General features: G+C 46.3%; 23 protein-coding genes and 1 other annotated feature. Of the genes, 16 read left to right on the top strand and 7 right to left on the bottom strand.

Going from position 1 to position 26,036, the window contains the following annotated elements; translation table 11 throughout:
• The first annotated feature begins 23 nt into the window (after positions 1 to 23).
• Positions 24 to 1,436 carry an NADP-dependent phosphogluconate dehydrogenase gene (gndA, locus tag RQP52_RS10470; RefSeq protein ID WP_315951308.1) on the top strand — a complete coding sequence of 471 codons (1,413 nt, stop codon included), beginning with the start codon at positions 24 to 26 and terminating at the stop codon, positions 1,434 to 1,436.
• Positions 1,437 to 1,449: 13 nt separating this feature from the next.
• Here gndA and RQP52_RS10465 read toward each other — a convergent pair whose 3' ends face one another.
• Positions 1,450 to 1,749 (bottom strand): hypothetical protein, encoded by a 300-nt coding sequence (locus tag RQP52_RS10465; protein ID WP_157321432.1) that lies wholly within the window; start codon positions 1,747 to 1,749, stop codon positions 1,450 to 1,452.
• A 171-nt stretch (positions 1,750 to 1,920) separates the two neighbouring features.
• On the opposite strand from RQP52_RS10465, the gene RQP52_RS10460 reads away from it, so the two are divergent.
• Positions 1,921 to 2,427 (top strand): shikimate kinase, encoded by a 507-nt coding sequence (locus tag RQP52_RS10460; RefSeq protein WP_315951307.1) that lies wholly within the window; start codon positions 1,921 to 1,923, stop codon positions 2,425 to 2,427.
• Between the two features lie 23 nt (positions 2,428 to 2,450).
• Here the strand turns inward: RQP52_RS10460 and RQP52_RS10455 are convergent, their stop codons facing one another.
• Entirely contained in the window at positions 2,451 to 2,741 is a 291-nt protein-coding gene (locus RQP52_RS10455; RefSeq protein WP_315951306.1) for a rhodanese-like domain-containing protein, read from the bottom strand.
• Between RQP52_RS10455 and RQP52_RS36455 the strand changes: the two genes are divergently transcribed.
• Genes RQP52_RS36455 through RQP52_RS10440 form a run of 4 tightly spaced genes read left to right on the top strand, consistent with a single transcriptional unit; the run spans position 2,626 to position 5,651 of the window.
• Positions 2,626 to 3,015 (top strand): fluoride efflux transporter FluC, encoded by a 390-nt coding sequence (locus tag RQP52_RS36455; protein ID WP_394358155.1) that lies wholly within the window; start codon positions 2,626 to 2,628, stop codon positions 3,013 to 3,015. The two genes, RQP52_RS10455 and RQP52_RS36455, sit on opposite strands and share 116 nt — an antisense overlap.
• 49 nt (positions 3,016 to 3,064) lie before the next feature.
• The gene (aroA, locus tag RQP52_RS10450) at positions 3,065 to 4,360 is read left to right on the top strand and encodes a 3-phosphoshikimate 1-carboxyvinyltransferase (protein ID WP_157321428.1); all 1,296 of its coding nucleotides are present in this window, start codon (positions 3,065 to 3,067) and stop codon (positions 4,358 to 4,360) included.
• A gap of 34 nt (positions 4,361 to 4,394) precedes the next feature.
• Positions 4,395 to 5,213, top strand: coding sequence for a C39 family peptidase (locus tag RQP52_RS10445; protein WP_315951304.1), 819 nt, complete (start codon positions 4,395 to 4,397; stop codon positions 5,211 to 5,213).
• A gap of 12 nt (positions 5,214 to 5,225) precedes the next feature.
• Positions 5,226 to 5,651 (top strand): CoA-binding protein, encoded by a 426-nt coding sequence (locus RQP52_RS10440; RefSeq protein ID WP_315951303.1) that lies wholly within the window; start codon positions 5,226 to 5,228, stop codon positions 5,649 to 5,651.
• Between the two features lie 71 nt (positions 5,652 to 5,722).
• Here the strand turns inward: RQP52_RS10440 and RQP52_RS10435 are convergent, their stop codons facing one another.
• Positions 5,723 to 6,289, bottom strand: coding sequence for an FAD-dependent oxidoreductase (locus RQP52_RS10435; RefSeq protein ID WP_315951302.1), 567 nt, complete (start codon positions 6,287 to 6,289; stop codon positions 5,723 to 5,725).
• Positions 6,290 to 6,507: 218 nt separating this feature from the next.
• Here RQP52_RS10435 and RQP52_RS10430 point away from each other — a divergent pair, with 218 nt between their 5' ends.
• The 7 genes from RQP52_RS10430 (at position 6,508) to RQP52_RS10400 (ending at position 14,196) form a co-directional block, all read left to right on the top strand.
• The gene (locus tag RQP52_RS10430) at positions 6,508 to 7,320 is read left to right on the top strand and encodes a hypothetical protein (protein ID WP_315951301.1); all 813 of its coding nucleotides are present in this window, start codon (positions 6,508 to 6,510) and stop codon (positions 7,318 to 7,320) included.
• Between the two features lie 194 nt (positions 7,321 to 7,514).
• The gene (locus tag RQP52_RS10425) at positions 7,515 to 9,404 is read left to right on the top strand and encodes a glucose PTS transporter subunit IIA (protein WP_315951299.1); all 1,890 of its coding nucleotides are present in this window, start codon (positions 7,515 to 7,517) and stop codon (positions 9,402 to 9,404) included.
• Entirely contained in the window at positions 9,401 to 11,140 is a 1,740-nt protein-coding gene (gene ptsP, locus RQP52_RS10420; RefSeq protein ID WP_315951297.1) for a phosphoenolpyruvate--protein phosphotransferase, read from the top strand. Before RQP52_RS10425 ends, ptsP begins: the two co-directional genes overlap by 4 nt.
• Position 11,141: 1 nt before the next feature.
• Entirely contained in the window at positions 11,142 to 11,684 is a 543-nt protein-coding gene (locus RQP52_RS10415) for a type 1 glutamine amidotransferase domain-containing protein (RefSeq protein WP_315951295.1), read from the top strand.
• Between the two features lie 125 nt (positions 11,685 to 11,809).
• Positions 11,810 to 12,217 (top strand): hypothetical protein, encoded by a 408-nt coding sequence (locus tag RQP52_RS10410; RefSeq protein ID WP_127452144.1) that lies wholly within the window; start codon positions 11,810 to 11,812, stop codon positions 12,215 to 12,217.
• A 179-nt stretch (positions 12,218 to 12,396) separates the two neighbouring features.
• Complete coding sequence (gene ccpA / locus RQP52_RS10405; RefSeq protein ID WP_127452146.1) at positions 12,397 to 13,401, top strand: catabolite control protein A; 1,005 nt, start codon at positions 12,397 to 12,399, stop codon at positions 13,399 to 13,401.
• Between the two features lie 93 nt (positions 13,402 to 13,494).
• On the top strand, positions 13,495 to 14,196 hold the full coding sequence (locus RQP52_RS10400) for a 5'-methylthioadenosine/adenosylhomocysteine nucleosidase (protein ID WP_315951293.1): 702 nt from the start codon (positions 13,495 to 13,497) through the stop codon (positions 14,194 to 14,196).
• A 57-nt stretch (positions 14,197 to 14,253) separates the two neighbouring features.
• Here RQP52_RS10400 and RQP52_RS10395 read toward each other — a convergent pair whose 3' ends face one another.
• Positions 14,254 to 15,441, bottom strand: a complete 1,188-nt coding sequence (locus RQP52_RS10395; protein ID WP_315951292.1) for an acetoin utilization protein AcuC — start codon at positions 15,439 to 15,441, stop codon at positions 14,254 to 14,256.
• Between the two features lie 69 nt (positions 15,442 to 15,510).
• Entirely contained in the window at positions 15,511 to 16,149 is a 639-nt protein-coding gene (locus RQP52_RS10390) for a GNAT family N-acetyltransferase (RefSeq protein ID WP_157321418.1), read from the bottom strand.
• 224 nt (positions 16,150 to 16,373) lie between these two features.
• Between RQP52_RS10390 and acsA the strand changes: the two genes are divergently transcribed.
• On the top strand, positions 16,374 to 18,098 hold the full coding sequence (gene acsA / locus RQP52_RS10385; protein WP_315951290.1) for an acetate--CoA ligase: 1,725 nt from the start codon (positions 16,374 to 16,376) through the stop codon (positions 18,096 to 18,098).
• A gap of 62 nt (positions 18,099 to 18,160) precedes the next feature.
• Here the strand turns inward: acsA and RQP52_RS10380 are convergent, their stop codons facing one another.
• Positions 18,161 to 21,262 (bottom strand): transglycosylase domain-containing protein, encoded by a 3,102-nt coding sequence (locus RQP52_RS10380; RefSeq protein ID WP_315951288.1) that lies wholly within the window; start codon positions 21,260 to 21,262, stop codon positions 18,161 to 18,163.
• Positions 21,263 to 21,390: 128 nt separating this feature from the next.
• Positions 21,391 to 21,669 (top strand) — a binding site (T-box leader).
• A gap of 50 nt (positions 21,670 to 21,719) precedes the next feature.
• Between RQP52_RS10380 and tyrS the strand changes: the two genes are divergently transcribed.
• Positions 21,720 to 22,979, top strand: a complete 1,260-nt coding sequence (gene tyrS / locus RQP52_RS10375) for a tyrosine--tRNA ligase (RefSeq protein ID WP_315951286.1) — start codon at positions 21,720 to 21,722, stop codon at positions 22,977 to 22,979.
• 40 nt (positions 22,980 to 23,019) lie between these two features.
• Here the strand turns inward: tyrS and rpsD are convergent, their stop codons facing one another.
• The gene (gene rpsD, locus RQP52_RS10370) at positions 23,020 to 23,619 is read right to left on the bottom strand and encodes a 30S ribosomal protein S4 (RefSeq protein WP_127452159.1); all 600 of its coding nucleotides are present in this window, start codon (positions 23,617 to 23,619) and stop codon (positions 23,020 to 23,022) included.
• A gap of 373 nt (positions 23,620 to 23,992) precedes the next feature.
• Between rpsD and RQP52_RS10365 the strand changes: the two genes are divergently transcribed.
• A complete protein-coding gene (locus RQP52_RS10365) occupies positions 23,993 to 25,960 on the top strand; it encodes a sensor domain-containing diguanylate cyclase (protein ID WP_315951283.1) in 1,968 nt (655 codons plus the stop codon).
• Positions 25,961 to 26,036: the final 76 nt, after the last annotated feature.

Raw genomic sequence — 26,036 nt, 5'->3', positions numbered from 1 at the left:
TATCGGAAGGGTGTATGAGAGACGTGTCTAAACAACAAATTGGTGTAGTTGGATTAGCGGTAATGGGGAAAAACTTAGCGTTAAACATCGAGAGCAGAGGTTTCACTGTATCCGTATTTAACCGTTCTGCCGAAAAAACAAAAGAGCTTCTTGAAGAAGCAGCTGGCAAACAACTAGTTGGTACATACACTGTAGAAGAATTCGTGCAATCTTTGGAAGTTCCGCGCAAAATTTTGATCATGGTCAAAGCAGGCGGTCCAACTGACGATACGATCAACCAATTGCTACCGCACCTTGAAAAAGGTGATATCCTGATCGACGGAGGCAACGCGTTCTTCCCAGATACGCAACGCCGTAACAAAGAACTTGAAGCACATGGTATTCGTTTTGTTGGTACTGGTGTTTCCGGCGGCGAAGAAGGCGCGCTTAAAGGCCCATCGATTATGCCAGGCGGTCAAGAATCCGCGTATAAATTGGTTGAGCCTATTCTTACAGCCATCTCTGCTAAAGTTGGCGAAGACGCTTGCTGTACGTATATCGGACCAGACGGTGCCGGTCACTATGTAAAAATGGTGCACAACGGGATCGAGTATGGCGACATGCAGTTGATCTGCGAAGCTTACCAACTCTTGAAAGATGTTCTGAATGTAAGCACAGAAGAACTTCATGAGATCTTCACAGAGTGGAACAACGGCGAGCTTGACAGCTACCTGATCGAAATTACACGTGATATCTTCACGAAATACGACCCTGAAACCGGCAAACCAATGGTTGACGTTATCCTCGATTCCGCTGGTCAAAAAGGAACAGGAAAATGGACCAGTCAGAGTGCTCTGGACCTTGGCGTACCGCTTTCCATCATTACGGAATCCGTATTCTCCCGTTTCATCTCTGCGATGAAGGAAGAACGCGTAGCGGCTAGCAAAGTGCTCAAAGGACCTGATGCTCCAGCCTTCACAGGTGATCGTAAAGCATTTATTGAAGCTGTGCGTCAAGCGCTGTATGCAAGTAAAATTTGCTCTTATGCGCAAGGCTTTGCTCAAATGAGAGCGGCTTCCGATGAATACAAATGGGATCTGAAATACGGCAACATCGCGATGATTTTCCGCGGCGGCTGCATTATTCGCGCTAGATTCCTTCAAAATATCAAGGATGCGTACGATCGCAATCCGGAACTGAAGAACCTGCTGCTTGATTCTTACTTCACAGATGTGGTTGAGAACTATCAACAATCGTGGAGACAAGTTGTTGCAGAAGCTGTAACTCGCGGTATCGCGGTTCCTTCTTTCGCATCGGCACTTGCTTACTACGACAGCTACCGTACAGAAAGACTGCCGGCTAACCTGCTGCAAGCGCAGCGTGACTACTTCGGCGCTCACACGTTCCAACGTGTGGACAAAGAAGGTTCCTTCCACTTCAACTGGATGGAAAACTAAGAGGGCAGGGGCGCTATGCCTCTCCCTGTAAACCGTAAGCCGCTTCGCGCAGCCACATTTTCAAACGATCGGCTTCTTGATCGAAGCCGTTCCGTCTGTGAATGAGCATCAAGGAGACTTCGGCAAAATAACGGAAATTTTTTAACAATCGTGGTTGAGCAAGACCTTGCATACGCGGGTCTTCTTCAGCCACTTTTTTCTTAATAAACTCCAAAATCCAAACAACATCCTCTTTGCACAAAACATAGCTCGGGTGTAAGATTTGCTCCAGTTTGCCTTGCGTGTGGTTGGAATAGGCAACAATTGGGTTCAAAACTTCATCTCTCCTTGTCGGCATTAGGTTTCTCTTAAAATCTTAACTGTTTGTGTTGGAATTTATTCACACTACTATATGTTTTTCAAATGGATTGTATTCATGACTATGCGGCTATGGTATGATGTTGGGAAAGTTTGTATGAACAGCATATGAGAAAAGGGGATTAACGTGACAACAAGCAATCTTGTACTTGTAGGTTTCATGGGGACAGGCAAATCAACCGTCGGGAAGAAGCTCGCTGAGCGTCTGGGATGGAAATTTCAAGACTCGGATGCTGTACTTGAAGACGAGCTGCAGACGAGTATTGCAGATTTGTTTCGTCAACATGGGGAAGCGCATTTTCGCTCATTAGAGAGCAAGACTCTAGAAAGTTTATTAGCTCAAAGAGGGCAAATTGTGGCAACAGGCGGGGGCGCTGTGTTAGCAGAGGAGAATAGAGCGTGTATGCTTCGTAACGGCTTTGTCGTGGCGCTGAAAGCTTCACCAGAGACAATCATTCATCGCGTGAGCGCGGATATAAATCGTCCGCTATTGCAGGGGAACTTGGAAGAGCGCGTTCATACACTGCTTGAGCAGAGAAAGTCTGCTTATGATTTCGCACATACCGTAATCGACACGACGGAACTAACGACAGACCAAATCGTTGATTTGATTATTCAGCAAGCGAATCTTTAAGAGAGGAGGGACAAGCTTTAAGCTTAGTCCTCCCACTCCAACATACCGCCTGTCATGTTTTTAAGGCCTTTATAGCCTTGCGCTTCCAAAAAGCCAAGCGCTCTCCCGCTGCGATTGCCGCTGCGGCAAACAAGAATCACTTCGTCCGCCTGCGGGATCTCGCTTAGTCGCTCCGGCAATTGGCCTAGCGGAATATGGATGGCACCTGCAATCATGCCTTCAGCCACTTCTTCGTCTTCTCGAACGTCGATGATTGCCAACTTTTCGCCACGGTTTAATCTATCTCTGACGGCGGATGGTAAAATCGTATCCATCGTAGGACCTCCTTGTTTTAAAATGTGGGGTAAAAGCCCCATCACAAGTAATGATAGAAACATTAAGGCAAGATGTCAAACCTCGTGCAGCACCACGTACATGTCGAGAAGGTTCCCAAGTTCTATTCCGTATGGTACACTGACAATAAATCTTTCGGGCTGTTTTTTACTGGGAATTCTGTTAAGATGCCATGGGGTCGACAATTGGAAACTATTGATTGGCAACGGTTTTATGAGAGCTTTCACTACAGTTATACCGGTGGAATTCTATTAACATTCATCGGATATTACATATAAACACATGCGAAGGAGATATTAACCACATGAAAGCCATTGTGAAACCTACTGCAAATCTACAAGGAGAAATTAACGCGCTTTCCTCCAAAAACTACACAACTCGTTATTTGCTAATCGGAGCACTAGCGAATGGGACAAGCACGATCTATTACCCGGCACATAGTGAAGACAGTGATGCGATGCGACGTTGTGTACAAGATTTAGGCGCTGTCATTGAAGAAGATGATGAGAAAATTGTCATTACAGGTTTCGGAAAGAACCCTAAACATGTGTCTGAGTTAAACGTAGGAAATGCCGGTGCTGTTCTGCGGTTCTTAATGTCTACAGCAGCATTTTGCCCGGACGTGACGTTCGTTAACACGTATCCTGAATCCCTGGGTAAGCGTCCTCATGACGATTTAATCGAAACTTTGCAGCAAATGGGCGTGGAAGTACAACATTCTAACGGACGTTTGCCGATAACAATTAAAGGGGGCAAACCCCGCGGCGGTAAACTTACGGTTTCCGGAAACGTTAGCTCGCAGTTCCTTAGCTCTCTCTTATTCATGACACCTCTGCTTGAAGAAGATAGCGAGATTGAAGTGCTTCATGATTTGAAATCCAAAATTATTGTGGGCCAAACGCTCGAAGTGCTTGAGCAAGCAGGCATTGTCGTTCATGCGAGCGAAGACTTGATGCACTACCGGATTCCGGGCAGACAATCGTACCAAGCCAAAGAGTATGTAATTCAAGGCGATTATCCAGGTTCTGCGGCCATTCTGGCAGCAGCGGCAGTGACGAACTCGGACGTACGAGTTCTTCGTTTGGAAGAAAACAGCAAGCAAGGCGAGAAAGCTTGTGTCGATGTTTTACGTGCAATGGGTGTTAATTTAACGCATGACAACGGAGTTGTACATGTTCGCGGCAACCAAAAGCTGATCGCTGGGGAGTTTGATGGAGATCACTTTACAGATGCTGTTCTAGCTATGGTTGCGGCTGCTGTTTTTGCAGAAGGTACATCTCGTTTCTACAATGTTGAAAACTTGCGTTACAAAGAGTGCGACCGAATCACCGATTACTTGAACGAGCTGCGCAAAGCAGGCGCTGATGTGGAAGAACGTCAAAGTGAAATTATCGTCCACGGCAAGCCGGAAGGAGTTACTGGCGGTGTCGAGATCAACGCTCACTTCGATCATCGTGTCATTATGGCTTTAACTGTCGTTGGTCTTCGTTCCGAGAAAGGTTTGACTATTCGTGATGCTCATCACGTGGCCAAATCGTATCCGCAATATTTTGATCATTTGCGTTCTATCGGTGCTCAGGTTGAACTTGTGAAGGAGTAACTTCATTCCAAAAACAAGGATCGGGTGAGTCAGCATGAGGATTATTTGGCAGGGGTTAAAGGTGACGTTTGGATTTTTCCTCGTTGCAGGACTTGTGTTTGCCAGCAGTGTTTTTGCTGTACTGCTATATGCCAAAGCTACCGGGAAAGAGCCGGCATTATTTGCGGCCAATCCTGTAGTGGCCACAGTTAAGCCGGGCGAGCCAGTTCAAGCAGCGGAGGTTTCTTCGCCACAACCGACAATCCAGACAAAAAAATCAGCAATGATTGATGCGCCTGTTTTTTCTCAACTGCCTGAACTGCCTGCAGGTTGTGAAATAACGAGTTTAACGATGCTTCTGCATTATTATGGAATTACCAAAGGTAAGATGGAACTTGCGGCCGAAATGCCCAAAGATAATACACCTATCAAGCTAAATGCGGATGGTTCACCTGCTTATTGGGGAAATCCGAACATAGGCTTTGTAGGTGATGTTACACGAAAGCAAAGGGGCTTCGGCATTTACCATGCCGGTCTTTTTCCACAGCTAAAGTCCTACATTCCCGAAGCGATCGATATTACGGGTGAGTCCTTTGAGCTATTTGAACAGCAAGTGGCAAATGGTTATCCGGTCATTACATGGACGACAATTGATTATAATTTGCCATACAAATGGGTGACATGGGACACGCCGCTTGGCCCGATTCAAACAACTTATGCGGAGCACGCTGTATTATTGGTCGGATTCGATGAGAATAATGTATACTTGAATGACCCGCTAAGCGGTAAAAAACAGCTGCAAGTAAACAAAGCTCAGTTTATTGAAAGTTGGACCGCTATGGGGAAGCAAGGCCTCACTTACTTGAAAAAATAGGAGGTACTACGCATGACTTTTGAAAATCCGTCCAGAGAGCACATTAAGGAAATTCTTGCGAATGCAGGCAATATTGCCGTCGTAGGTCTATCCGACAAGCCTGATCGCACATCTTATATGGTAGCTGCAGCCATGCAGAGCAGAGGATACCGGATTATTCCCGTAAATCCGAATGCAACGGAAATTTTGGGTGAAAAGTGTTATGCTTCGTTATCCGACATTCCGGAGCCAGTTGATATCGTCAATGTTTTCCGCCGGGCGGATCAAGTCGTCCCCGTTGCGGAGGAAGCTGTCAAAATCAAAGCCAAAGTGTTCTGGCTTCAGCTTGAAATCGTGAATGAAGAAGCAGCCCGCATCGCAATTGAGGGTGGCTTAGAAGTCATTATGGACCGCTGCATTAAAGTTGAGGACGCAATTCTCAATCCGCGGAACAACTAAGGGATAACTCAAAAAACCGCTTTTCTCAGACCCTTATGGTGAGAGAGAAGCGGTTTTATTTACGATAAAGCCTAAGCTTTTAATACATCGTGATCGACATAACGTGCGCCATTCAACTCACTGATCACGTTAATGGCCACTTTGGCGCCATCCCCGGAAGTGACAATGGTGTGCATGGAAACACCGGCGATTGTGCCTGCTGCCCAGACACCTTTGAGGCTGGTGTTACCTTGTGCATCCGCATCGACAACCGTTTTGATACGAGGCTCAGTACCTGGTTTCGTCTGAATGCCGGAAGCTTCTGCGAGGTCAACGGATAAACCTGTGGCAAGAATGACATACTTACCTTCATATGTACCATTTTCTGTCGTTACTTGAAAGCCGTCGCCAGCCTGATTCAACTGCGTAGCTTTGCCTTGCACGAATTCAGCACCGAATTTAGCGGCTTGTTTTTTCCCGATTTCTACTAAATCAGGACCGGTAATGCCATCTACACCATAATGATTTTCAATCCACGCACGTTTTGTCACGCTTTGATCATTGTCGATAACGAGCGTTGATTTGCCAGCTTTGGCTGAGAATAAGGCTGCACTTGCTCCAGCAGGTCCTGCTCCAATAATAATAATGTCATAGGCCATGTCCGTATTCCTCCTTGTAGAGTGTATGGGGTACTAAGAAATTATGGCATATTTATTTCCTATTAGTCAACTTACATGTATAGAAAGTATGTTTTCTCATTTGAACCACTTTGCATGGATATTAAAATAAAATAAATAAAAAACGGAGTAGCGGAGAGAATAAAAGAGGCTCCCAAAAGGTGCCCAAAAAATAGAAGTATGTAGGAGGATTTACACACATGTACAACAACTTCAACAACAACGGTACCTCATCGTTCGGAAACTCTTCCCAAGGTATGCAAGCGTCCCACAATAACCAAGCGTCGCAAGGTTATCAGAGCAACACCTCCCAATATCAAGGTTACCAAAAGCAGTATCAACCTGTAGGTTATGTCCAGTCCTTTTACACGCAACCGGTATCAAGCAGTACTAATCAAAGCTTTAGTCAAGGCTATAATCAAGGCAGCAATCAGAATCAGGGCTATAATCAAGGCTTTGCTGCTACGGAGTCTTTTCATATGGCGAATTACCGGGGGAACCAGACGGGCAATGACAATTATTCGCGCAGCGATTCTTCCGTGTCATCGCATTACCAACCATCAAGCTTCCAAAGCGCATATTCTACCTACAACGGGATGAATAACCAAAGCAATACCATTACTTCTAATCAAACTCAACCGGCTACCTATTCCTACAGCCAGCCATCGATTACGAGCCACTACACGAGCTCCTCACAAATGAATCAACAGCCAACTGCGCAAACATATGTTTCGCCTAATGCTTACCATACGGCTAATTACCGCGGAAACCAGCCAGGTCACGATGTTTATTTGCGTAGTGACTCATCTAATCCTTCTGCGCAATCCTACTCCTACCAACCAAGCTATGCCTTTCAACAAAGTACGCAACAAGGATATCAACAACAAGGGCAACAAGGGCCGCAAGGACAAGCAGGATATCAAAGCTACCAACAGCAAAACACACAACCGTATATCCAAAGTATCAGCAGTACGAGCATGGGGCAGCAATACGGAAATAACTCTTCGTACTAATTACCGTATGCTTTCCAACATGTATAAGCGGGTCGATCCTCGACCTGCTTATTTTGTTTTGACAAACTGGCAAACAAGCTATACGATTTGATAAGAGAGGCTTATGCTTACCATGTAAGTTTTTTCAAGAACACTAGGCTTTGGCTTACGATGTTGGTTTTGTTATAGCAAAACTTTTAGGAGGTAGCATACGTTTGAATTGGATGGGGAACTTACAACAGCTTGGCCGCTCATTAATGCTGCCCACCATTGCGCTTCCTATTGCTGCTGTGCTGCTTAGTCTGGGGAATCTACCTTGGGATGGGATTCACGCATCCGGCTTTGGGGATATGCTGCTGTTAGCAGGGAATACGGTCTTTGACTATATACCCATCATATTCGCTGTTGGCGTGGCGCTCGGTCTTACGGAAAGTGCCGGAATCGCCGGACTGTCTGCCATGCTGGGCTATTTTATGTTTACGAGGCTCATCGAACATTCACTTGGGTCCCATTTTCAATTGGGTGTACCGGGCGGGATCTTAATCGGTTTGCTTGCAGCCATTATTTATCATCGCTGCAAAGAGATCAAGCTGCCTGAATACATACAATTTTTCGGTGGCCCCCGCATGGTGCCGCTCATCATGGGGATGTGCACGCTCATTGTGTCCTATATCATGATTGTGATAGGACCGTTTTTGGAAGATGTAATGGGTAAGCTTTCGAATTGGCTACTCGGCCTTGGCGGGTTTGGTGCATTTGTTTACGGTATTGCGCATCGATTGTTAGTGCCGTCAGGTCTGCACCATATTTTGAATAACTTTTTTTGGTTTCAAGTGGGAGCTTACAAAACACCATCAGGGCAGATGGCTTACGGGGATTTACCACGTTTTTTCGCCGGTGATCCTACGGCTGGGATGTACATGGCCGGTCTATATCCCATCATGATGTTTGCGCTTCCTGCCATTGCATTTGCCATCATCGGGGAAGCGCGTGAGGATTTGAAGCCGAAGATCAAGGCGACATTTCTGACAGCGGCGTTAGCCTCTTTTTTGACAGGTGTCACGGAGCCGATTGAGTTTGCTTTCCTGTTTGTTGCACCTTATTTGTTCATTATTCACGCTATTTTATCAGGTGTAGCCATGTGGTTGGCCTATGAGCTGCATATTCAACATGGTTTTTCCTACTCGGCAGGTGCTATAGACTACGTTATTAATTTGCATTTATCGCATAACGGTCTGCTGCTAATCCCGATTGGAATCGTGTATGGACTGGTGTATTACTTCATGTTTCGCTGGGCGATCAGACGGTTCCAGATACCGACGCCAGGCAGGGAAGAAGGTTCTTCACTCGAAGAATGGGCTGGCGATATTCCGTATCGCTCACCTTTAATTTTGCAAGCCTTGGGTGGGAAAGACAATATTAAGAAGATTGAAGCCTGCATTACCAGATTGCGCCTTACGCTTGTTAATGATCGATTGATTGACATCACGGCATTACGACATTTAGGAGCTGCAGGCGTCATCCGTCTTGGAGGAGGCAATGTTCAGGTCGTGTTCGGGACATTCTCAGAGCTAATTCGTGAAGAGATTATGAAAGTACTGCGCAAAGATATTCATGTGGTGCTGTTTACTTCGCCGATGCAAGGGCGCATGATTCCTATTGAGGAAGTGCCCGACCGCATTTTTGCCTCGCGATTGGTGGGCAACGGGGTTGCGTTTATTCCTGAAAAAGGAGAGCTGGTCTCGCCTGTTGCAGGTACCATTATGCATATTTATCCGACCATGCATGCCCTGGGCATTTTGACGGATGAAGGACTAGAGGTCCTGCTGCACATTGGTATCGATACATCAAGTTTGCCGGGCAAATGCTTTAATGCCGTGGTAAAAGAAGGCGATCGTGTAGAAGCGGGCCAGCTGTTAGTTAAATTTAATTATAATAAAGTTAAAAAGTTTGCTTCATCTTTGGCGACACCGATGATTATTACAAATCCGGATCTTGTTAAGTCTTGGAGCTTTGCTCCGTTCAAATCTGTTAAAAAAGGCCAAGGTTCTGTGATGTCCGTCGTCTTAAAGCCTACTAAATCTACGGGGGGGATGAACGGATGATCAGAGGGATAGGCGCGTCTTCAGGCATAGCAATGGGTCAGGCTTTTGTCATTCCTACGTGGGAGTGGGATTTTCCTGAGAAAATGATCGATGTGACAGATTTGGCTTATGAATTTGAGCGGTTGTATGACGGCATCCGCTCTTCTAAAGATGAATTAGAGTTAATCAAGCAGGAAATTAAGGAAGTTGTGGGGCAAGATCAGGCGTACATTTTTGATGCTCACTTGGCGATTTTGGAAGATCCCATTTTTATGAATGAAATTCAGGGGATCATTGAGCTTCAGTACAAAGCCGCGGAAGTTGCGGTGAAAGAAGTAATCGATAAATTCGTCGGTATGTTCAATATGATCGACGATGAGTATATGAAGGAACGCGCGCTTGATATTAAAGATGTGGGCAACCGGCTTCTGAAGCATTTGCTCGGGGATACCAGTTCAACCGTTCCGCCTATCGATCATCCGTATATTTTGGTCGCCAAAGAGCTTACACCTTCGCAATTGGCTCATCTGGATCCGACTAAAGTGCTAGGGCTTCTAACCATTCTGGGAGGCACGCATTCGCATGTATCGATCATGGCCAGAGCCATGTCGGTTCCTTATGTTTTAGGCCTGGAAGGGAAGCTTCTGCGTCCGATTCAAAACGGTGATTTCTTGATTATTGACGGCCAAGAGGGCACCTTGTATATCAATCCGGATAAAATCACGATTGAGCGCTACCAAGCTCGCAAAAAGAATTGGCTGGAATTCAAAGAGAGTTTGCAGGAAATCGCAGATGTTGCGCCTGTCACTGTGGACAATAGCTATGTGAATCTGCATGCCAACATCAACTCAGTTATGGAGATCGATCAAGTTCTACGTAACGGCGCTTCTGGGGTCGGTTTGTTCCGGACGGAGTATCTATATATGGACCGCGATTCATTGCCTGGCGAGGATGAACAGTTCGAAGTCTATCGTCACGCTGCCAAACAATTAAAAGGTCGTCCTATTGTCATCCGAACCTTGGATATTGGCGGAGACAAAAAGTTGGATTACATGCCGCTTGCCAAAGAAGATAATCCGTTCCTTGGATATAGGGCCATTCGGATCTCACTGGATCGCAAAGATCTTTTTATGACACAGTTAAAAGCAATTCTTCGAGCAAGTCATTATGGGAACGTGAAAATCATGTATCCAATGGTCACTTCGCTGGGTGAAGTGCGTCAAGCCAAAGCCCTTTTAGAGAAGGCGAAAGCCGAACTCAGTGCCCAAGGGATTCCTTACAATGCCCAAATTGAAGTAGGATTAACCATTGAAGTACCTGCAGCTGCTCTTATTGCAGACGTCCTTGCCAGTGAAGTAAATTTTATGAGTATCGGCACTAACGATCTTGTTCAATATGTGCTTGCTGTAGACAGGATGAACGAAAATATTGCGCACTTATATAATCCTTATCATCCGGCTGTTATCAGACTTCTTAAACATGTGATTGATGCTGGCAAAAGTGTTGGCATTCCTGTTGGCGTCTGCGGAGAAATGGCGGGAGACGTCCGCGCGCTTCCTATTTGGTTAGGACTCGGCATTGAAGAACTGAGCATATCTGTGCAAACTATTTTGCAAGTCAAACACCGTTTATTAAGCAGTGATGCTAAGAAATGCAAGCAGTTAGTCAGTGAAATTTTAGTTTGCAAAACTAGCGATGAAATCATAGAGCTGTTAGCACAAACCGAACAGACAGAATCCATTGTGGGAGGTACTTAGTATGGAATTGAAGGGTACGAAAGTATTGGCATTCGTTGATGAAGAGTTTGAAGATTTGGAGATGTGGTACCCCGTTTTACGTTTGCGTGAGGCGGGTGTTGTCGTAGATATCGTCGGGCCAAAAGCGAAAACGATTTATCATGGCAAATATGGCGTCCCAATCACAACGGATTTTGCCTTTGATGAAGTGCAGTCATCGGATTATATCGGTCTTTATGTGCCAGGAGGCTGGGCTCCTGATAAATTACGCCGTTATCCGGATGTGCTTCGCCTTACACAGGAGTTTCATGCCGCGGTGAAGCCAATCGCTCAAATCTGCCATGCCGGCTGGGTGCTTATTTCAGCGAAAATCGTAAATGGCTATACTATGACCTCCACGCCAGGCATTCGCGATGACCTCGAAAATGCCGGGGCTACTTGGGTTGATGAAGAAGTCGTGGTCGACCGCAATATCATCTCAGGGCGCCGCCCGCCAGATCTACCGGCATTTTCCAAGCGTTTCGTGGACGAGCTGGTGCAATTCCATAAACATCAGGAAAAGTAACAGGACGCTTCCATTCGTGGCAAAAACTACTACTCTCTTTTCGGCAGGAAATCGTATAGAATCGTAGAATATCTTTATTACAAGAAATTCATGTTCATGCCGCCTGCCAGTGAAGGAGTGTTAGAATGCAAAAGTTTTGTAAGTGCGGACGCACGATGAACCTTCGTCTGCGTACGGTTATTTATCAAAGTAAAGTCGATATTGAAAATGTACCTATTTATTCATGTGAGGCTTGTGGACGCAGTGAAGTTGTTCCTCATGTTAAACCCGAGCTTACCGGTTTAATCGGCAAGCTGGGGAGTAAGCCTGAGAAGCAGCAGCTGTTTTTTCATGAGCTATCGGAAGTAGCTTTCTTACTGCTTAAGGTAACTGAGAAAGAACATATGAATGATTCCATGGAAAAGATTGTTGAAGAACGTATAAATGAGCTTCTGGACATCTTACTGCTGGCACAATCGCTTGGTGACGAGCCGTGGACCGAAGAAATTCGCAAACGCTTATCTCAAATCACACAGAGCGCAATTTCGACATAAGCAACATGTGGCCAATCCCTTATGGATTGGCTTTTGTACATATTTGTGTACCTTTTGAAAACAAAATGAAATTATTTTCAAAGTATTTTCATTTTTCATTGCAAGATGGATTAATTTGTCGTATCATAACGGTAATATACTAGGCTCGCAGAATACTTTTGAAAATGGAGAGAGTAACCGTGACCGTAACCATTTATGATGTAGCAAGAGAAGCAGGCGTATCCATGGCAACCGTTTCCCGGGTTGTAAACAACAATCCGAACGTAAAGCCGCAAACACGTAAGAAAGTTTTTGAAGCAATTGAACGTCTCGGTTACCGCCCTAATGCGGTGGCAAGAGGTTTGGCAAGCAAGAAAACGACAACCGTTGGTGTCGTCATTCCCGATATTTCAAACTCAATTTTCGCAGAAGTAGCACGCGGAATTGAAGATATTGCGAATATGTATCACTACAATATTATTTTGTGTAATGCCGACAAGAAGAAAGAAAAAGAAATTCGCGTCATCAACACACTATTGGAAAAACAAGTCGATGGCTTGCTCTTCATGGGTGGCGTCGTGACAGAAGATCACATTCAAGCTTTCCGCACGTCTTCCGTTCCTGTTGTCTTATGTGGAACGAAGGATGAGGCGCAAACGATGCCTTCCGTCGATATTGACCACGAGAAAGCTGCGTTCGATGCCGTTAATGTGTTAATCGCAGCGGGACACCGCGACATTGCGATGATTTCCGGAACTTTGCAAGATCCAGCGAATGGATTCGCCCGTTATCAAGGGTACAAGAAAGCACTCGATGCAGCAGGAATAGAGCTGCGCGACGAGTATGTTCGAATCGGGAACTATCGATATGAATCCAGCGTCGACGCTGTCAAATATTTCTTGGAGCTTTCCCCGCGTCCAACTGCCATTTTCTCGGCAACAGACGAGATGGCGATTGGCGCCATTCACACGATTCAAGATAGCGGACTCAAAGTACCGCAAGATATCGCCGTAATCAGTGTGGATAACATCCGCATGGCTTCCATGGTAAGACCGACGCTTACGACAGTCGCTCAACCGATGTATGATATCGGAGCGGTATCCATGCGTCTTCTGACGAAGTTGATGAATAAGGAATCAACGGATAATATGCAGGTCATTTTGCCACATGAAGTGATCTACCGTAACTCTGTTACACAATCCTAGTGAACTTAAGCCTCTAAGCGAGCTCTTCCTTTCGAGGATGACGCCGCTTAGAGGTTTTCTCCTTTATACATAATTGAAATGAGGATCGATGAAATGACATGGAATAAACTTGCACTAATCGGTGCGATGAATGAAGAAATTGAACTGCTTGTTGCGCATATGTCGGATGTGCGTGAAACCGTGAAAGCGGGAATTACCTTCAGAGAAGGGACGTACTTCGGCAAGGAAGTGGTCGTATGCCGCACTGGCGTAGGCAAGGTTAACGCTGCTGTAACCACTCAAATTCTAATCGATAAATTTGGTGTTGAAGCCGTAATTTTCACAGGTGTTGCGGGTGCATTGGATCCGGAACTGAACATCGGTGATCTTGTTGTTTCCAGTGAGTGCATGCAGCACGACATGGATGTTACACCACTTGGTTTCGCTCGAGGCATCATTCCTTATGAAGCGAAATCTGTTTTTGAAGCGGATAGCAAGCTGGTGGATTTGGCCGTTGCTTCAGGCGAGAAACTTTTTGCAGGTAAAGTAAAAAAGGGGAGAGTGCTCTCCGGCGACCAGTTCATTGCGAGCCGTGAAGTAGTAGCTGGCCTTAATACGGAACTTGGCGGCGTATGTGTGGAAATGGAAGGAGCATCAGTTGCACAGGTATGCTCCATGAATGGTATTCCGTATGTCGTGCTTCGCTCGATGTCTGATAAAGCAGATGGTTCCGCTCATGTGAACTTTGCGGAATTCACGGTTCAAGCATCCGAGAATTCTTATAAAATGGTTGAGGAAATTGTGAAGCAGCTGTAAATGGGAACATGAAAAAAGAGTTAGGCATGCACAACATGCTTAACTCTTTTTGTATCTTTACTTCAAATACATCATCGAGAGATCCTTCGTTTGCCGGTTCTTTTCTGTAATGACCTGGCGCCTCGGAATCGGTGCCCAAGCATCCACAGGGTCCAGCCACGTATCCACGAGCTGGACCGGGCTCTTGCTCTGCCAGGCGTCCAGCCACGCCTGAGGAAGCCTCAGCTGCGGCTGCGCCGCCAGCTGGGGGATAACCGCCTGCTCGCTCATCACGAGCCAGAGCAGGCTCCAAGCCCGTGGTACGACGCGCCAGATGTCGTACCCGCCGCCCCCGAGCGCAACCCACCGCCCTTCGCACCATTGGTGCGCAAGGGAGTGGATCAGCTCGGGCATAGCCTTGTACACGTGCATGGAGCAGTGCACATGCGCGAGCGGGTCGAAAGCATGGGCATCGCATCCATGCTGCGAGATAATGACGTCCGGCTGGAAGCGGGCGATCGTCTCGGTCAGCACCTCGCCGAAGCATTCCAGCCACGATTCATCCTCGGTGTAAGGTTCCACCGGGACGTTAATGCTTGTTCCGAACGCGTCGCCTTCTCCGCGCTCGTTCACGGCTCCCGTGCCGGGGAACAGGAATTTCCCCGTCTCATGAATGGACAACGTGCATACCTGGGGATCGGCGTAGAAGCTCCACTGTACGCCATCCCCATGATGCACGTCCGTGTCGACGTACAGCACCTTCGCGCCGTACGTCTCTTTGGCGTGCGCAATCGCCGCTGAAGCGTCGTTGTAGACGCAGAAGCCCGCGCCCTTGCTCTGCAGCGCGTGATGCAGCCCGCCGCCCAGATGCAACGCGTGCGGGGCTTGGCCGGACATAACCAGCTCAGCTGCGGTAATGGAACCGCCAACAATTTTGGCCGTGACGTCATGCATGCCCGGGAAAAATGGCGTATCATCGGTATCGAGTCCGAAGCGTGCCGCTTCTTTGACCCATCGGTCCTCCGGCACGGAAGCGCTAAGCGCTTTCACAGCTTCGATGTAAGCGGGTGTGTGAACCCGCAGCAGCTCGCTGTCTGTAGCGAAGCGAGGCGCCCACAGCGCGTTGTCTGGGAGTGCGCCGGCTTTGCGCAGCAGATCGACCGTCATCACCAGACGGTCTTGATTAAAGGGATGATCTTCATTAAATTTATAGTGAATCTCTTCGTCATCATAGATAAAGACAGGATTTGATGCCTTCTTGTTCATATCCCACATTCCCCCGAATGAGCTAACATGCTTGCTTGAAGTCCTAGTAATCCAAAAGCTGGTCTATCTTTAGTACATGAAGCGCTGTTGAAAACGAATACGATCAAACTGTTCCACAGAAGATATAGGCACTTGCTTGCCTATACGAACCATGAGACAGTTGGCCGGGTGCGAACAGATCTCAGGATCATCCGTAGCGAACCAGATCATATCGACGCTTTTCATCAACTTCTCCATCATTTGCCTGTACTCCCAGACGGTGAGCTTGCTATTTTCCAAGTCCCAGTGCCAATAATACTCCGTGGTGAAGCATATGACATTCTCCATCTGCTCGTCCTCGAAAGCAAGGCGAATCATACGTTTGCCGAGCCCCATGGTGCGATAGTCATCCGCAACTTCTATTGCACCGAGCTCTATTAGATCCTGCATATTTCCTTGTGACCACCGCTCTATTTCGTCTGGATAATGGAAGGTGACATAACCGACAATGGTAGCGCCATCTCTGGCAATGATGATCCGGCCTTCCGGTAATCCGGCAATTTCAATGAGTGCTTCCAGTTGTTCCTTAGGTCGGCGGAAGGCATCTAATTTGCTATGCATCGTGAGATTTTGCAAGCTGTCAGCAGAAACAGGACCTTCTATCATAATTTCTGGTTGATCGGGAGCTGTTCGCAAGCGAAATGAGTGATATATTTTGGTGTGCTGCATAACCTTAGCTCTCCTTTTGAAAAACAGCATGATATGAGTGATTCCTTCTCCGTTGGGTCATAGTCCCTTTATACCAAATTTTATTTGCAAATAAAAGCTGAACTTAGGCGTAGGCGAAAAATTCTCCGTGTGATATAATAGAATATGTCAAAAATCGATCACATTTTGCTCGAAAACATCAGTAAAATGAAAGCGGTTTATCTCGTGAGGAGGGTTTTACGTACATGGATCAAATGAAAGTTGAACTCGTTGAAGCGGTAGCTACTAATCCTAACATGAAAAATTATGAGGAAACACACGCAAATTTTGACTGGAAAGACATCGAAAAGAGCTTTTCCTGGTACGAAACAGGCAAAGTGAATATGGCTTATGAAGCCATTGACCGTCATGCTGAATCGTCGAAAAAGGATAAAGTTGCTCTTTATTACAGCGACAACCAAAGAGAAGAAGCCGTAACATTTGGACAAATGAAAGACAGATCCAATCAGTTCGGTAATGTGCTTCGTGGTCTTGGCATCGGCAAAGGTGAGCGCGTATTTATTTTCATGCCACGTACTCCTGAACTGTACTATGCGTTGCTAGGTACGTTGAAAGTAGGGGCTGTTGTAGGGCCTTTGTTTGAAGCTTTTATGGAAACAGCCGTGAAAGATCGTCTGGAAGACAGTGAAGCTGTTGCGATTGTGACGACACCAAGCTTGCTTTCCCGGGTTCCTTCGAGTGAACTTCCACATCTGAAGCACATCATCGTTGTTGGTGAGAATGTGGAGCCTGCTGAAGGCCATGTAGACTTCTACAAAGAGATGGAAACGGCTTCTTCTGAGCTTGAAATTGAGTGGTTGGATCGTGAGGATGGCCTCATTATTCATTATACATCGGGTTCAACTGGCAAACCGAAAGGTGTTTTCCATGTACAGAATGCAATGATTCAACATTATTATACAGGTAAAATCGTTCTGGATCTCCAAGAAGACGACATTTACTGGTGTACAGCCGATCCAGGTTGGGTAACTGGAACTTCTTACGGCATTTTTGCTCCATGGCTGAATGGGGCTACGAATGTTATCCGTGGTGGACGCTTCAGTCCTCAGGATTGGTACAACACGCTGCAAAAATATAAAGTAACCGTTTGGTACAGTGCACCGACAGCTTTCCGTATGTTAATGGGAGCAGGCGATGATGTTGTATCCGGATTCGATCTTTCATCGCTTCGCCATGTGCTGAGCGTTGGTGAGCCGTTGAACCCGGAAGTTGTTCGTTGGGGACTGAAAGTGTACAACCAACGTATTCATGACACATGGTGGATGACCGAAACAGGCGGCCAGCTCATCTGTAACTATCCTTCCATGACGATTAAGCCTGGATCCATGGGGCGTCCGATTCCGGGCGTTGAAGCGGCTATTATCGACGATGCTGGGAATGTTCTGCCTCCAAATCGGATGGGCAACCTGGCGATCAAGACACCTTGGCCGTCCATGATGCGCAAAATTTGGAACAATCCAGCCAAATATGAAGAATATTTCCGATTAACAGGTTGGTACGTTTCCGGTGATTCGGCTTATCAAGATGAAGAAGGGTACTTCTGGTTCCAAGGGCGCGTTGATGATGTGATCAACACAGCTGGAGAGCGGGTAGGTCCTTTCGAGGTAGAGAGCAAGCTTGTTGAGCATCCGGCCGTTGCGGAAGCAGGGGTCATTGGCAAACCTGACCCGATGCGCGGCGAGATCATCAAAGCATTTATCGCGCTGCGTGAAGGTTTCACACCTTCCGATGAGCTGAAAGCGGACATTTCCAAGTTTGTCAAAGAAGGGCTTTCCGCCCATGCTGCTCCTCGTGAAATTGAATTCAAAGACAAGCTGCCGAAGACACGCAGCGGTAAAATTATGCGCCGTGTCCTAAAAGCTTGGGAGCTCAATCTCCCAACAGGCGACTTATCCACGATAGAAGATTAGAATGAATTGAATGACGAATAGATAAAGAACCTAGTGATGGGCACCATCACTAGGTTCTTTATCTATTCGTTATAGGCAATGGAAGCAGATGCTTTGGACTCGCCTGAGTCACTGACAGCCGTTACTTTGTAGAAGCCATTGTACGCTGCTGCATAGTAGTGAAACTCTGTGCCGCCTTCAACGGTGCCAAGCTTGGAGTAGGTGCCTTTTTCCTTCGTGCTAAAGTAGACGTTATACTTTTTGACTTTGTCTTTCGCAGCATTTGCTTTCCACGTGAGCACAATGCCTGCTCCGTCTACTTTGGCTTTAAGACCGGTCGGAGCGCCTGGTGCATCCTTCGCTGTCGTGTTTGGCGGTTCAGTTGCGCCAGCAGGTGGAGTGGATGAACCGGGAATCTGCGTGCCATCATCGGATGGGACAAATAGTGAATCGAGTGAGCTTCCGTCCGTATAGGCCGAACGACTTGGTGTTGATTCTTTGCCGACAACATCGACAGCCGTCACATAGTATCCCATTAAGCTTGATGCAGGGATCGTATCAACAAATTTCGAATCCGCACCGGCTAAAACAACTTTGCCGCCTAATAGTTGGAACTTACCGCGATTATCCGAACGATAAATGCGATAACCGACTATATCCGGGTTCGGACTTGGTTGGAATGTGATGGAGACTGTTTCTCCGGACTTTGTTGCTGTTATATTCGTTGGGGCAGTTGGCTCTTTGCCGTCGTCAACCCTTGGATCGGCTTCGGAAGGAGCATCGTCATCATAATCTGTCGGTTTGTAATTATCGATTGGCTTTCTGCTCTTCTCAGGAAGCTTGTTCATCGCGTCTTGGACTTCTTTGAGCAGTTGGGAAATCGATTTCTGGCGTTTAATAACCGTTTTTTCCTGAACAAAATCTATCGGTGTTTGATCCTGTGCCATGTAGTTCAAGCCGTTGTAAGAGCTGATTTTCATCCGCACCATGACATTGTCGACTTCCGTAGGCACATATTTCTTGTTGAAGATATCGGTTACTTGAAGATTCGAGCTTGTTGTTAATTCGCTTGGCAGTTTGCCGGATAAGCTGGATACAGTAGCCGATACGATACCATCAGGTTTGGCGAACGTTTTGGTTGGGAAGAGCTCTGGCTTCTGTTCGATCGTTTTATTCATGATTAAGGCCCAGACGTCTTTGGCGTGATTCGTTTGCAGTGTTTTGGAAGAAAGCTTATTGATTGGTTGATCATAGCCAATCCAAACGCCCACTGTAATATCCGGTGTAAAGCCCATGAACCATGCATCAGCATCATCTTGTGTAGAGCCTGTTTTACCTGAAATCTCGATTTTGCCGTAAGATTTATACTTTTTCATTAGATCTGTAGCGGTACCTTGGCTAATCACCGTTTTCATCATATCCGTAATCAGATATGCACTTTGTGGGGAGTAGACCTGTGTTGGCTTCTGATCATGAGAATAAATCGTTTGACCGTTCGAATCTTTGATTTCGCGAATCATGAATGTTTCATTGTACTGTCCTTTGTTTGGGATAGAAGCGTAGGCTCCAGTCAGCTCTCTGACGGAAGTACCACGGCTTAATCCGCCGATTACACCGGTTTGGGCGTAATAATCTTCTTTTTGAATAGAGGTAATCCCCAGCTTTTTCGCAAAATCCCAAGCGTCGTTAATACCAACTTTATTCAAAAAGATATCGATGGCAGGGATGTTGTAAGACTGGTTCAATGCTTTTCTGGCTGTCATCAATCCGTGGAACTTGTGATCCCAGTTCTCTGGCAGATGGAAACCTTTGACGCCGTCTTTGAGAATAATCGGAATGTCATCCACAATACTTGCTGGTTGAATGGCACCTTTTTCTAAAGCTGGAATGTAGGCGGCGATGGGCTTCATTGTTGAACCTGGCTGTCTATACGCTTGTGTAGCGTGATTCAGCTGTTCGTCGAAGAAGTTCCGCCCCTCAATCATTCCCTTGATAGCGCCTGACTTGGAATCGATCATGATCGCGCCGACTTGCTCAATGCCTTTTTTCTCATCATTTGGTGCGAAATTCTTATCGTTGCTCGAGATTTCGTGCATGGAATCATAAATCGTCTTGTCGATCGTTGTGTAAATTTGATAACCACCGCGCAATAGCTGAGTATGTATGCCTTTCAAAGCTTCACTATAAGCGGCTTGATTTTTAGTAGGATCAAGGTCTGGCTTTTGAATTTTCAGCAAAATCTCGGCTGCTTCTTGTTCCGTCTCAATCATCAGATACGGATAAGTCGTGTACGCTTTTTGAGCGGCAGATGGCATTGATGCTTTCAGATCAAACTTGAGAGCAGCTTGATATTGCTCATTCGTTATTTTCTTTTCTTCGAGCATCCGTTTCAGCACAAGCTGCTGCCTGGTAACAGCCTTTTTAAAGCCATCTTCATCAAACTCCGGTTTACTTGTGAATGCCGAGTACTGAGAAGGGGATTGCGGCAGTCCAGCCAGATAAGCGGCTTGGGCTACGTTAAGCTTGCTCAGATCATCAATGTCGAACAGACCTTTGGCAGCTGCTTTAATCCCGTATAGGTTGTAACCGGTTGAGCCGTTTCCGTAGGGGATTTTGTTCAGATAGGCGAGCAAAATCTCATCTTTGGACATCAGGCGTTCCATCCGCAGAGCGAGCAGCAATTCTCTTGCTTTACGACCATCATCTCGATCCAACGTTAAAAATACCCGTCTGGCGAGCTGCTGCGTAATCGTACTTCCTCCGGTTTGGACTTCTTCATTCAGCAGCTTCTGAGTGACGGCCCGGTAAAGTCCGCGGAAATCAATTCCGTGATGCTCGTTGAAGTCTTTGTCTTCAATTGAAAGAACAGCATCTAACAATACTTGCGGAATATCATCCAATTTAGCGAGACGCCGGTCTTCTTCGGTTCGCAATTGTCCAATGACCGTGTCGTCATTGAAGTAAGCAAAGCCGGTTACAGCGTTTTCCTGCATCTGCTGGCGAATTTCTTCTTCGCTGCGGACAGGATCTTTTTTAACCAGTGCACTGACATATCCAAATGCCGCGGAGCCGCCCACGATTCCTGCTAAAAAGGCAGAAATGAGCGTCCATTTTAACGTAATTCCGATTACTTTGAATGTCGTTCTTACCCAAGGGCGATTGATTTTGGCGAAAAAATTGCGCATAAGTTCCAATATCCTCCTTACATGAACCCTAATAGTATACCATAATTGCCCTCCCAGCGGTAATGATGTGTCGAAGAAAGGTGGTTGCATGGTTTGACAATTGCCGGAAATCTATGATATAAATTGTATCAAATGCGTAGATAGATCAGCAGTAGGTAGCTTGTGGATGCTTTCAGAGAGCCGGTGGAGGGTGCGAACCGGTACCTGCAGGTTAGTGAATTACGGTCTGGAGCAGTGAATGGGAACCTGCAGCAACAGAAGCTGCATTAGTAGTGTTTGCCGATTAAACCCCGTTACAGGTTCTTGAGTGAAAATAGTTAGCCGTACACGGGCGTTGTTCCTATAGATGTACGTAACTGCTGTTTTAATTAGGGTGGTACCGCGAGTCAAGTCTTCTCGTCCCTTGTGGATAAGAAGGCTTTTTTGTATGCCCACATAACAAAGGAGATGGATGAACATGTCGATTTTGAAGGATTTGGAGTTTCGTGGATTGCTTCATCAAATTACAGACCGCGAAGGCTTGGACAAGAAGTTAAGCGAAGAGCGAGTCGTCTTGTACTGCGGGTTTGACCCGACAGCGGATAGCCTGCACATCGGCAGTTTGCTGCCTATTTTAACATTGCGCCGCTTTCAATTAGCGGGTCACATTCCTCTGGCGCTCGTAGGGGGAGGAACTGGCTTGATTGGAGACCCTAGCGGTAAAGCGAATGAGAGAACCCTGAACGGGCCAGAAACCGTAGAAGCATGGTCTCAAAGCATTAAAGGTCAGCTTTCGAGATTTTTGGATTTTTCATCGGATATCGAAAATAGCGCGGAGTTAGTCAACAACTATGATTGGCTAGGGTCCTTGAATGTGATCGAATTCTTGCGCGATGTAGGTAAAAACTTTACGGTCAACTACATGCTGGCGAAGGATTCCGTTGATTCCAGGATTACAAAAGGTATTTCTTTTACGGAATTCAGTTACATGATCCTGCAATCCTACGACTTCTTGAAACTGAACGAAACGAAAAATTGTTCCTTGCAGATCGGTGGAAGTGACCAGTGGGGCAATATCACAGCCGGTCTTGAGCTTATCGGCAAAACAACGGAGAGCAGAGCCTACGGCGTAACCTTGCCGCTTGTAACCAAAAGCGATGGACAAAAGTTCGGTAAAACAGAAGGCGGAGCGATTTGGCTGGATGCAAGCAAAACGTCCCCTTACCAGTTCTATCAGTTCTGGTTGGGTACGGCGGACAACGATGTTATTCGTTTCCTGAAGTATTTCACGTTTATCAGTCACGAGGAAATTGAGCGATTGGAAGTCGAGGTCCAAACACAGCCTGAGAAGAGAGAAGCGCAGAAATTGCTTGCTCGTGAAGTTACGAAGCTTGTGCACGGGGGAGACGCTCTGGAGAGCGCGCTTAATATTACAGCGGCACTATTCAGTGGCAACATCCAGGAACTATCTCGCACAGAGATCGAGGAAGCCTTTAAGGATGTTCCGTCTTCGACACTAGAACAAGAGGATATGCCTTTGGTCGATCTGCTTATTGCTGTAGGGGCTGCACCGTCCAAACGCCAAGCTCGTCAAGACATTGAAAGCGGAGCTGTGACGGTTAACGGGGTCAAAATAACGGAGCTTGATGCGGTCGCCAAGGACCTGGGCAGACTCGGAGAGTCTTACATCGTTATTCGCCGCGGCAAAAAGAACTACTACCTGGCGCAGTTTAAATAAAATAAACCCCTTAGGGAATTCCCTAAGGGGTTTGCTTTTATTAACGGCTGTAGAACTCGACGATTTGTTTCTCGTCAATTTCTTGAGGAAGCTCAGCGCGCTCTGGCAAACGGATGTATTTGCCTTCTACTGCTGCATCGTTGAACTCAAGGTAAGTTGGCAGGTGGTTACGGTTAGCAAGAGCTTCTTTCACAGCGGAAAGGCCTTTGCTTCTTTCGCGAAGAGCGATAACGTCACCAGTGGATACGATGTAAGAAGCGATATCTACTTTTTTGCCATTTACAGTTACGTGACCGTGAGAAACGAGTTGACGCGCGCCTGCACGGGAGTTGGAAAGACCAAGACGGTAAACCAAGTTGTCCAAACGGCTCTCAAGCAAGATCATGAAGTTCTCACCGGCGATACCTTTAAGTTTGGAAGCTTTGTCGAACAAGTTGCGGAATTGCTTCTCGTTCAAGCCGTACATGTGACGAAGTTTTTGTTTTTCATTTAATTGAACGCCGTAGCCGCTCATTTTTTTACGTTGTCCTGGGCCATGTTGACCTGGAGGGAATGGGCGTTTCATGTCTTTGCCGTTACCACTTAAAGAGATACCAACGCGGCGGCTTAATTTGAACTTAGGTCCTGTATAACGTGACATTTAGGAAAAACTCCTTCTTTTTAACAAATAGTTTAGTAGATAGCATCTAGATGTCAGGGTGAAGACAAGTGCCTGGTTTTGCTTACGAATCATAATGTGATTCCCTGACAAGAGTAGTTCAGCCGCTGTCTTGGCAGGAGCAAAAGCAGTGAGGGTGATCACAAATGGCATTCACCGAAATCATGTTGTTACTCGACTTCTAATTTTATTAAAAAGCGGGGCAAGTGTCAAGTCTCAATCCGCCAAAACAAATCGAAAATATCGTGCAATAACAGTCGAAAAATAGTATGATAAATGAGGTAACATTTTAGCCTGGATCAAAAGAACTATAGTTTGTTAGTGAGGAGAGCCTATGAGTGAACCGCTTCGTAGTATGAAACAACATAGTTCGGCAGAGCACTTCGAAGAGTTTCTTCGGCAAGGACTTGTTCTTCCTAGCAACTTTTCCTATGGAGAATTCAATACGGATCAAGCGCTGCAAGATGCATTTGAGTATTGGGTTTATCAATTTGGACATGCGATGCTACCGCACCAAACCGCATTGTTGTGCGTAAATAGGGATCTTCGTGTCATTAACGCTTGTTTAAATAACGCCCCGTTTATGGAGGAATACTCGCAGACAGGAGTGTCTTGGAACTTCGCTGAACGAGAGGAGAATCCTTTAGCTAAGTGTTTAGCAATTCCTCAGTTACATGTGATGTCCGGGGAAGAACGGGATGATTCAAGGCAGAGTTCGATGAATGCTGCCGCCATTCCGGTCTTGGACTCGCACAAACAACCCATCGCCTATCTGGGACTATTCACCCATTTTCTTACAGAGACTAAAGAGCTTATTCAATTGCTTTACACCTTATCGATATCCTTTCATAGCTGTGTACAAAGCATTGAGGATCGTCGCCGATACGACCATCTGCTGCTGCAAAATCAGCAAAGAGAGCTTGATTTTAAAAAGCATGACATTTTGTTTGAGGCCTCTAAAAAGCTGCATGCCAAAATTGATGTTGACTCGGTACTGACGGAGGCCATTGAATGCATGTACCGCGTGTACCCTCATATTCAAGTCGATCTGCTGCTCTCACAAGATAATGATTCCACGAATCTTTCCGTTAAGCCCTTGAATTTTCAGAGTATTGAGAATGATATTTGTACACGCGCCTTTATGGAAAGCACCGTGGTTTTTGAGCCGACTAAGGGCAGCGAAGGGCCAAGCACGGGGAAAGTAGCGGCGCCATTATCCGGTAAGCAAGGCGTGTATGGAGTTTTGTATATGCAATTTGAGCATGATTTGATTCATGCTTCCGATCTGCAATTTATATCAATGCTCGCCGATACGGCCGGATCGGCATTTGAGAATGCGAAGCTGTATGAGCAGTCGAACGTCATGATTAATGAGCTTCGCTTAATCAATGAAATTACCAAGCAACTTAACCAGAGCCTGCGGTTGAACGAAATTTTCAACTCGGCTTCCAGTGAGATTTTAAGCATCTTTGGAGCCGATTTTTGCTGCATTTTGCAAACGGATCAAGATTCGGACAAGTTAATTCTACAAGCCACGAACTTGCCAGCGTTGTTCCATGAGACTTTTACGATGGACCAGGGCTTCTCCGGACAAATTTACAGAACGAAAGAACCCGTCATCATTTCGGACTATCTGGCAACCAACAAGGTGAAGTCGAAGATCATGCAGTTAAGCAACGCCAGATCGCTCATTGGATCGCCTATTCTAGTGAACGGCCGCGTAGAGGGTGTCATTCTAGTGGCACATAACAAGCCGAATTTCTTTTCATACGATAATTACAAATTACTGCAAGTGCTTTCCGGGCACATCGGTTTAGCCATGACGAATGCCTCTTTGCATGCGGAAGTGAAACGTATGGTTATCACGGACAATCTAACCGGCCTTTATGCGCGACACTATTTGGATGAGCAAGCGAATTTGCTGCAAAAGAAGGACTTCTGCGGTTCGCTAATCGTTGTAGATATCGATAATTTCAAACGTATTAATGATACGCATGGTCATCAAATTGGCGACAAAATATTGATTCAAGTGAGTCAAATTATTAAGACCTGTATTCGCGAGAGCGACATCGCGGCTAGATGGGGTGGTGAGGAGCTCGCCGTCTACTTGCCTCAAGTCGCCAAAGATCAGACGATTCGCATTGCAGAGCGCATACGTACAAGAGTTCTTAAGGAAACCAATCCGCAAGTGACTGTTTCCTGCGGGGTATCGGATTGGAACTGGGAAGAGGATAAGATTAGCGTTGAATCGTTGTTCTATCGGGCGGATATGGCGCTGTATCAGGCTAAAAACAGTGGGCGTAACCAAATTAAAGTCGGCTAGCTTTCCACAAAAATCACTTATCTATAGATAGGTGGTTTTTGCTTTTCATAACGCTGCAAAAAAAGGGCAGACTAGC

Origin of the sequence: Paenibacillus violae (genome assembly GCF_032461945.1) — a bacterium.
In the GTDB taxonomy this organism is placed as follows: Bacteria; Bacillota; Bacilli; order Paenibacillales; family NBRC-103111; genus Paenibacillus_E; species Paenibacillus_E violae.
This window is presented reverse-complemented; position numbering and strand designations above follow the sequence as displayed.

Excerpts from the sequence above, each read along its gene's own strand:
- RQP52_RS36455 (WP_394358155.1), top strand. The coding sequence starts at position 2,626 with ATGGCACCTGCAATCATGCCTTCAGCCACTTCTTCGTCTTCTCGAACG.
- RQP52_RS10455 (WP_315951306.1), bottom strand. The coding sequence starts at position 2,741 with ATGGATACGATTTTACCATCCGCCGTCAGAGATAGATTAAACCGTGGC.
- aroA (WP_157321428.1), top strand. The coding sequence starts at position 3,065 with ATGAAAGCCATTGTGAAACCTACTGCAAATCTACAAGGAGAAATTAAC.
- RQP52_RS10445 (WP_315951304.1), top strand. The coding sequence starts at position 4,395 with ATGAGGATTATTTGGCAGGGGTTAAAGGTGACGTTTGGATTTTTCCTC.
- RQP52_RS10440 (WP_315951303.1), top strand. The coding sequence starts at position 5,226 with ATGACTTTTGAAAATCCGTCCAGAGAGCACATTAAGGAAATTCTTGCG.
- RQP52_RS10435 (WP_315951302.1), bottom strand. The coding sequence starts at position 6,289 with ATGGCCTATGACATTATTATTATTGGAGCAGGACCTGCTGGAGCAAGT.
- RQP52_RS10430 (WP_315951301.1), top strand. The coding sequence starts at position 6,508 with ATGTACAACAACTTCAACAACAACGGTACCTCATCGTTCGGAAACTCT.
- ptsP (WP_315951297.1), top strand. The coding sequence starts at position 9,401 with ATGATCAGAGGGATAGGCGCGTCTTCAGGCATAGCAATGGGTCAGGCT.
- RQP52_RS10415 (WP_315951295.1), top strand. The coding sequence starts at position 11,142 with ATGGAATTGAAGGGTACGAAAGTATTGGCATTCGTTGATGAAGAGTTT.
- RQP52_RS10410 (WP_127452144.1), top strand. The coding sequence starts at position 11,810 with ATGCAAAAGTTTTGTAAGTGCGGACGCACGATGAACCTTCGTCTGCGT.
- RQP52_RS10400 (WP_315951293.1), top strand. The coding sequence starts at position 13,495 with ATGACATGGAATAAACTTGCACTAATCGGTGCGATGAATGAAGAAATT.
- RQP52_RS10395 (WP_315951292.1), bottom strand. The coding sequence starts at position 15,441 with ATGAACAAGAAGGCATCAAATCCTGTCTTTATCTATGATGACGAAGAG.
- RQP52_RS10390 (WP_157321418.1), bottom strand. The coding sequence starts at position 16,149 with ATGCAGCACACCAAAATATATCACTCATTTCGCTTGCGAACAGCTCCC.
- acsA (WP_315951290.1), top strand. The coding sequence starts at position 16,374 with ATGGATCAAATGAAAGTTGAACTCGTTGAAGCGGTAGCTACTAATCCT.
- RQP52_RS10380 (WP_315951288.1), bottom strand. The coding sequence starts at position 21,262 with ATGCGCAATTTTTTCGCCAAAATCAATCGCCCTTGGGTAAGAACGACA.
- tyrS (WP_315951286.1), top strand. The coding sequence starts at position 21,720 with ATGTCGATTTTGAAGGATTTGGAGTTTCGTGGATTGCTTCATCAAATT.
- rpsD (WP_127452159.1), bottom strand. The coding sequence starts at position 23,619 with ATGTCACGTTATACAGGACCTAAGTTCAAATTAAGCCGCCGCGTTGGT.
- RQP52_RS10365 (WP_315951283.1), top strand. The coding sequence starts at position 23,993 with ATGAAACAACATAGTTCGGCAGAGCACTTCGAAGAGTTTCTTCGGCAA.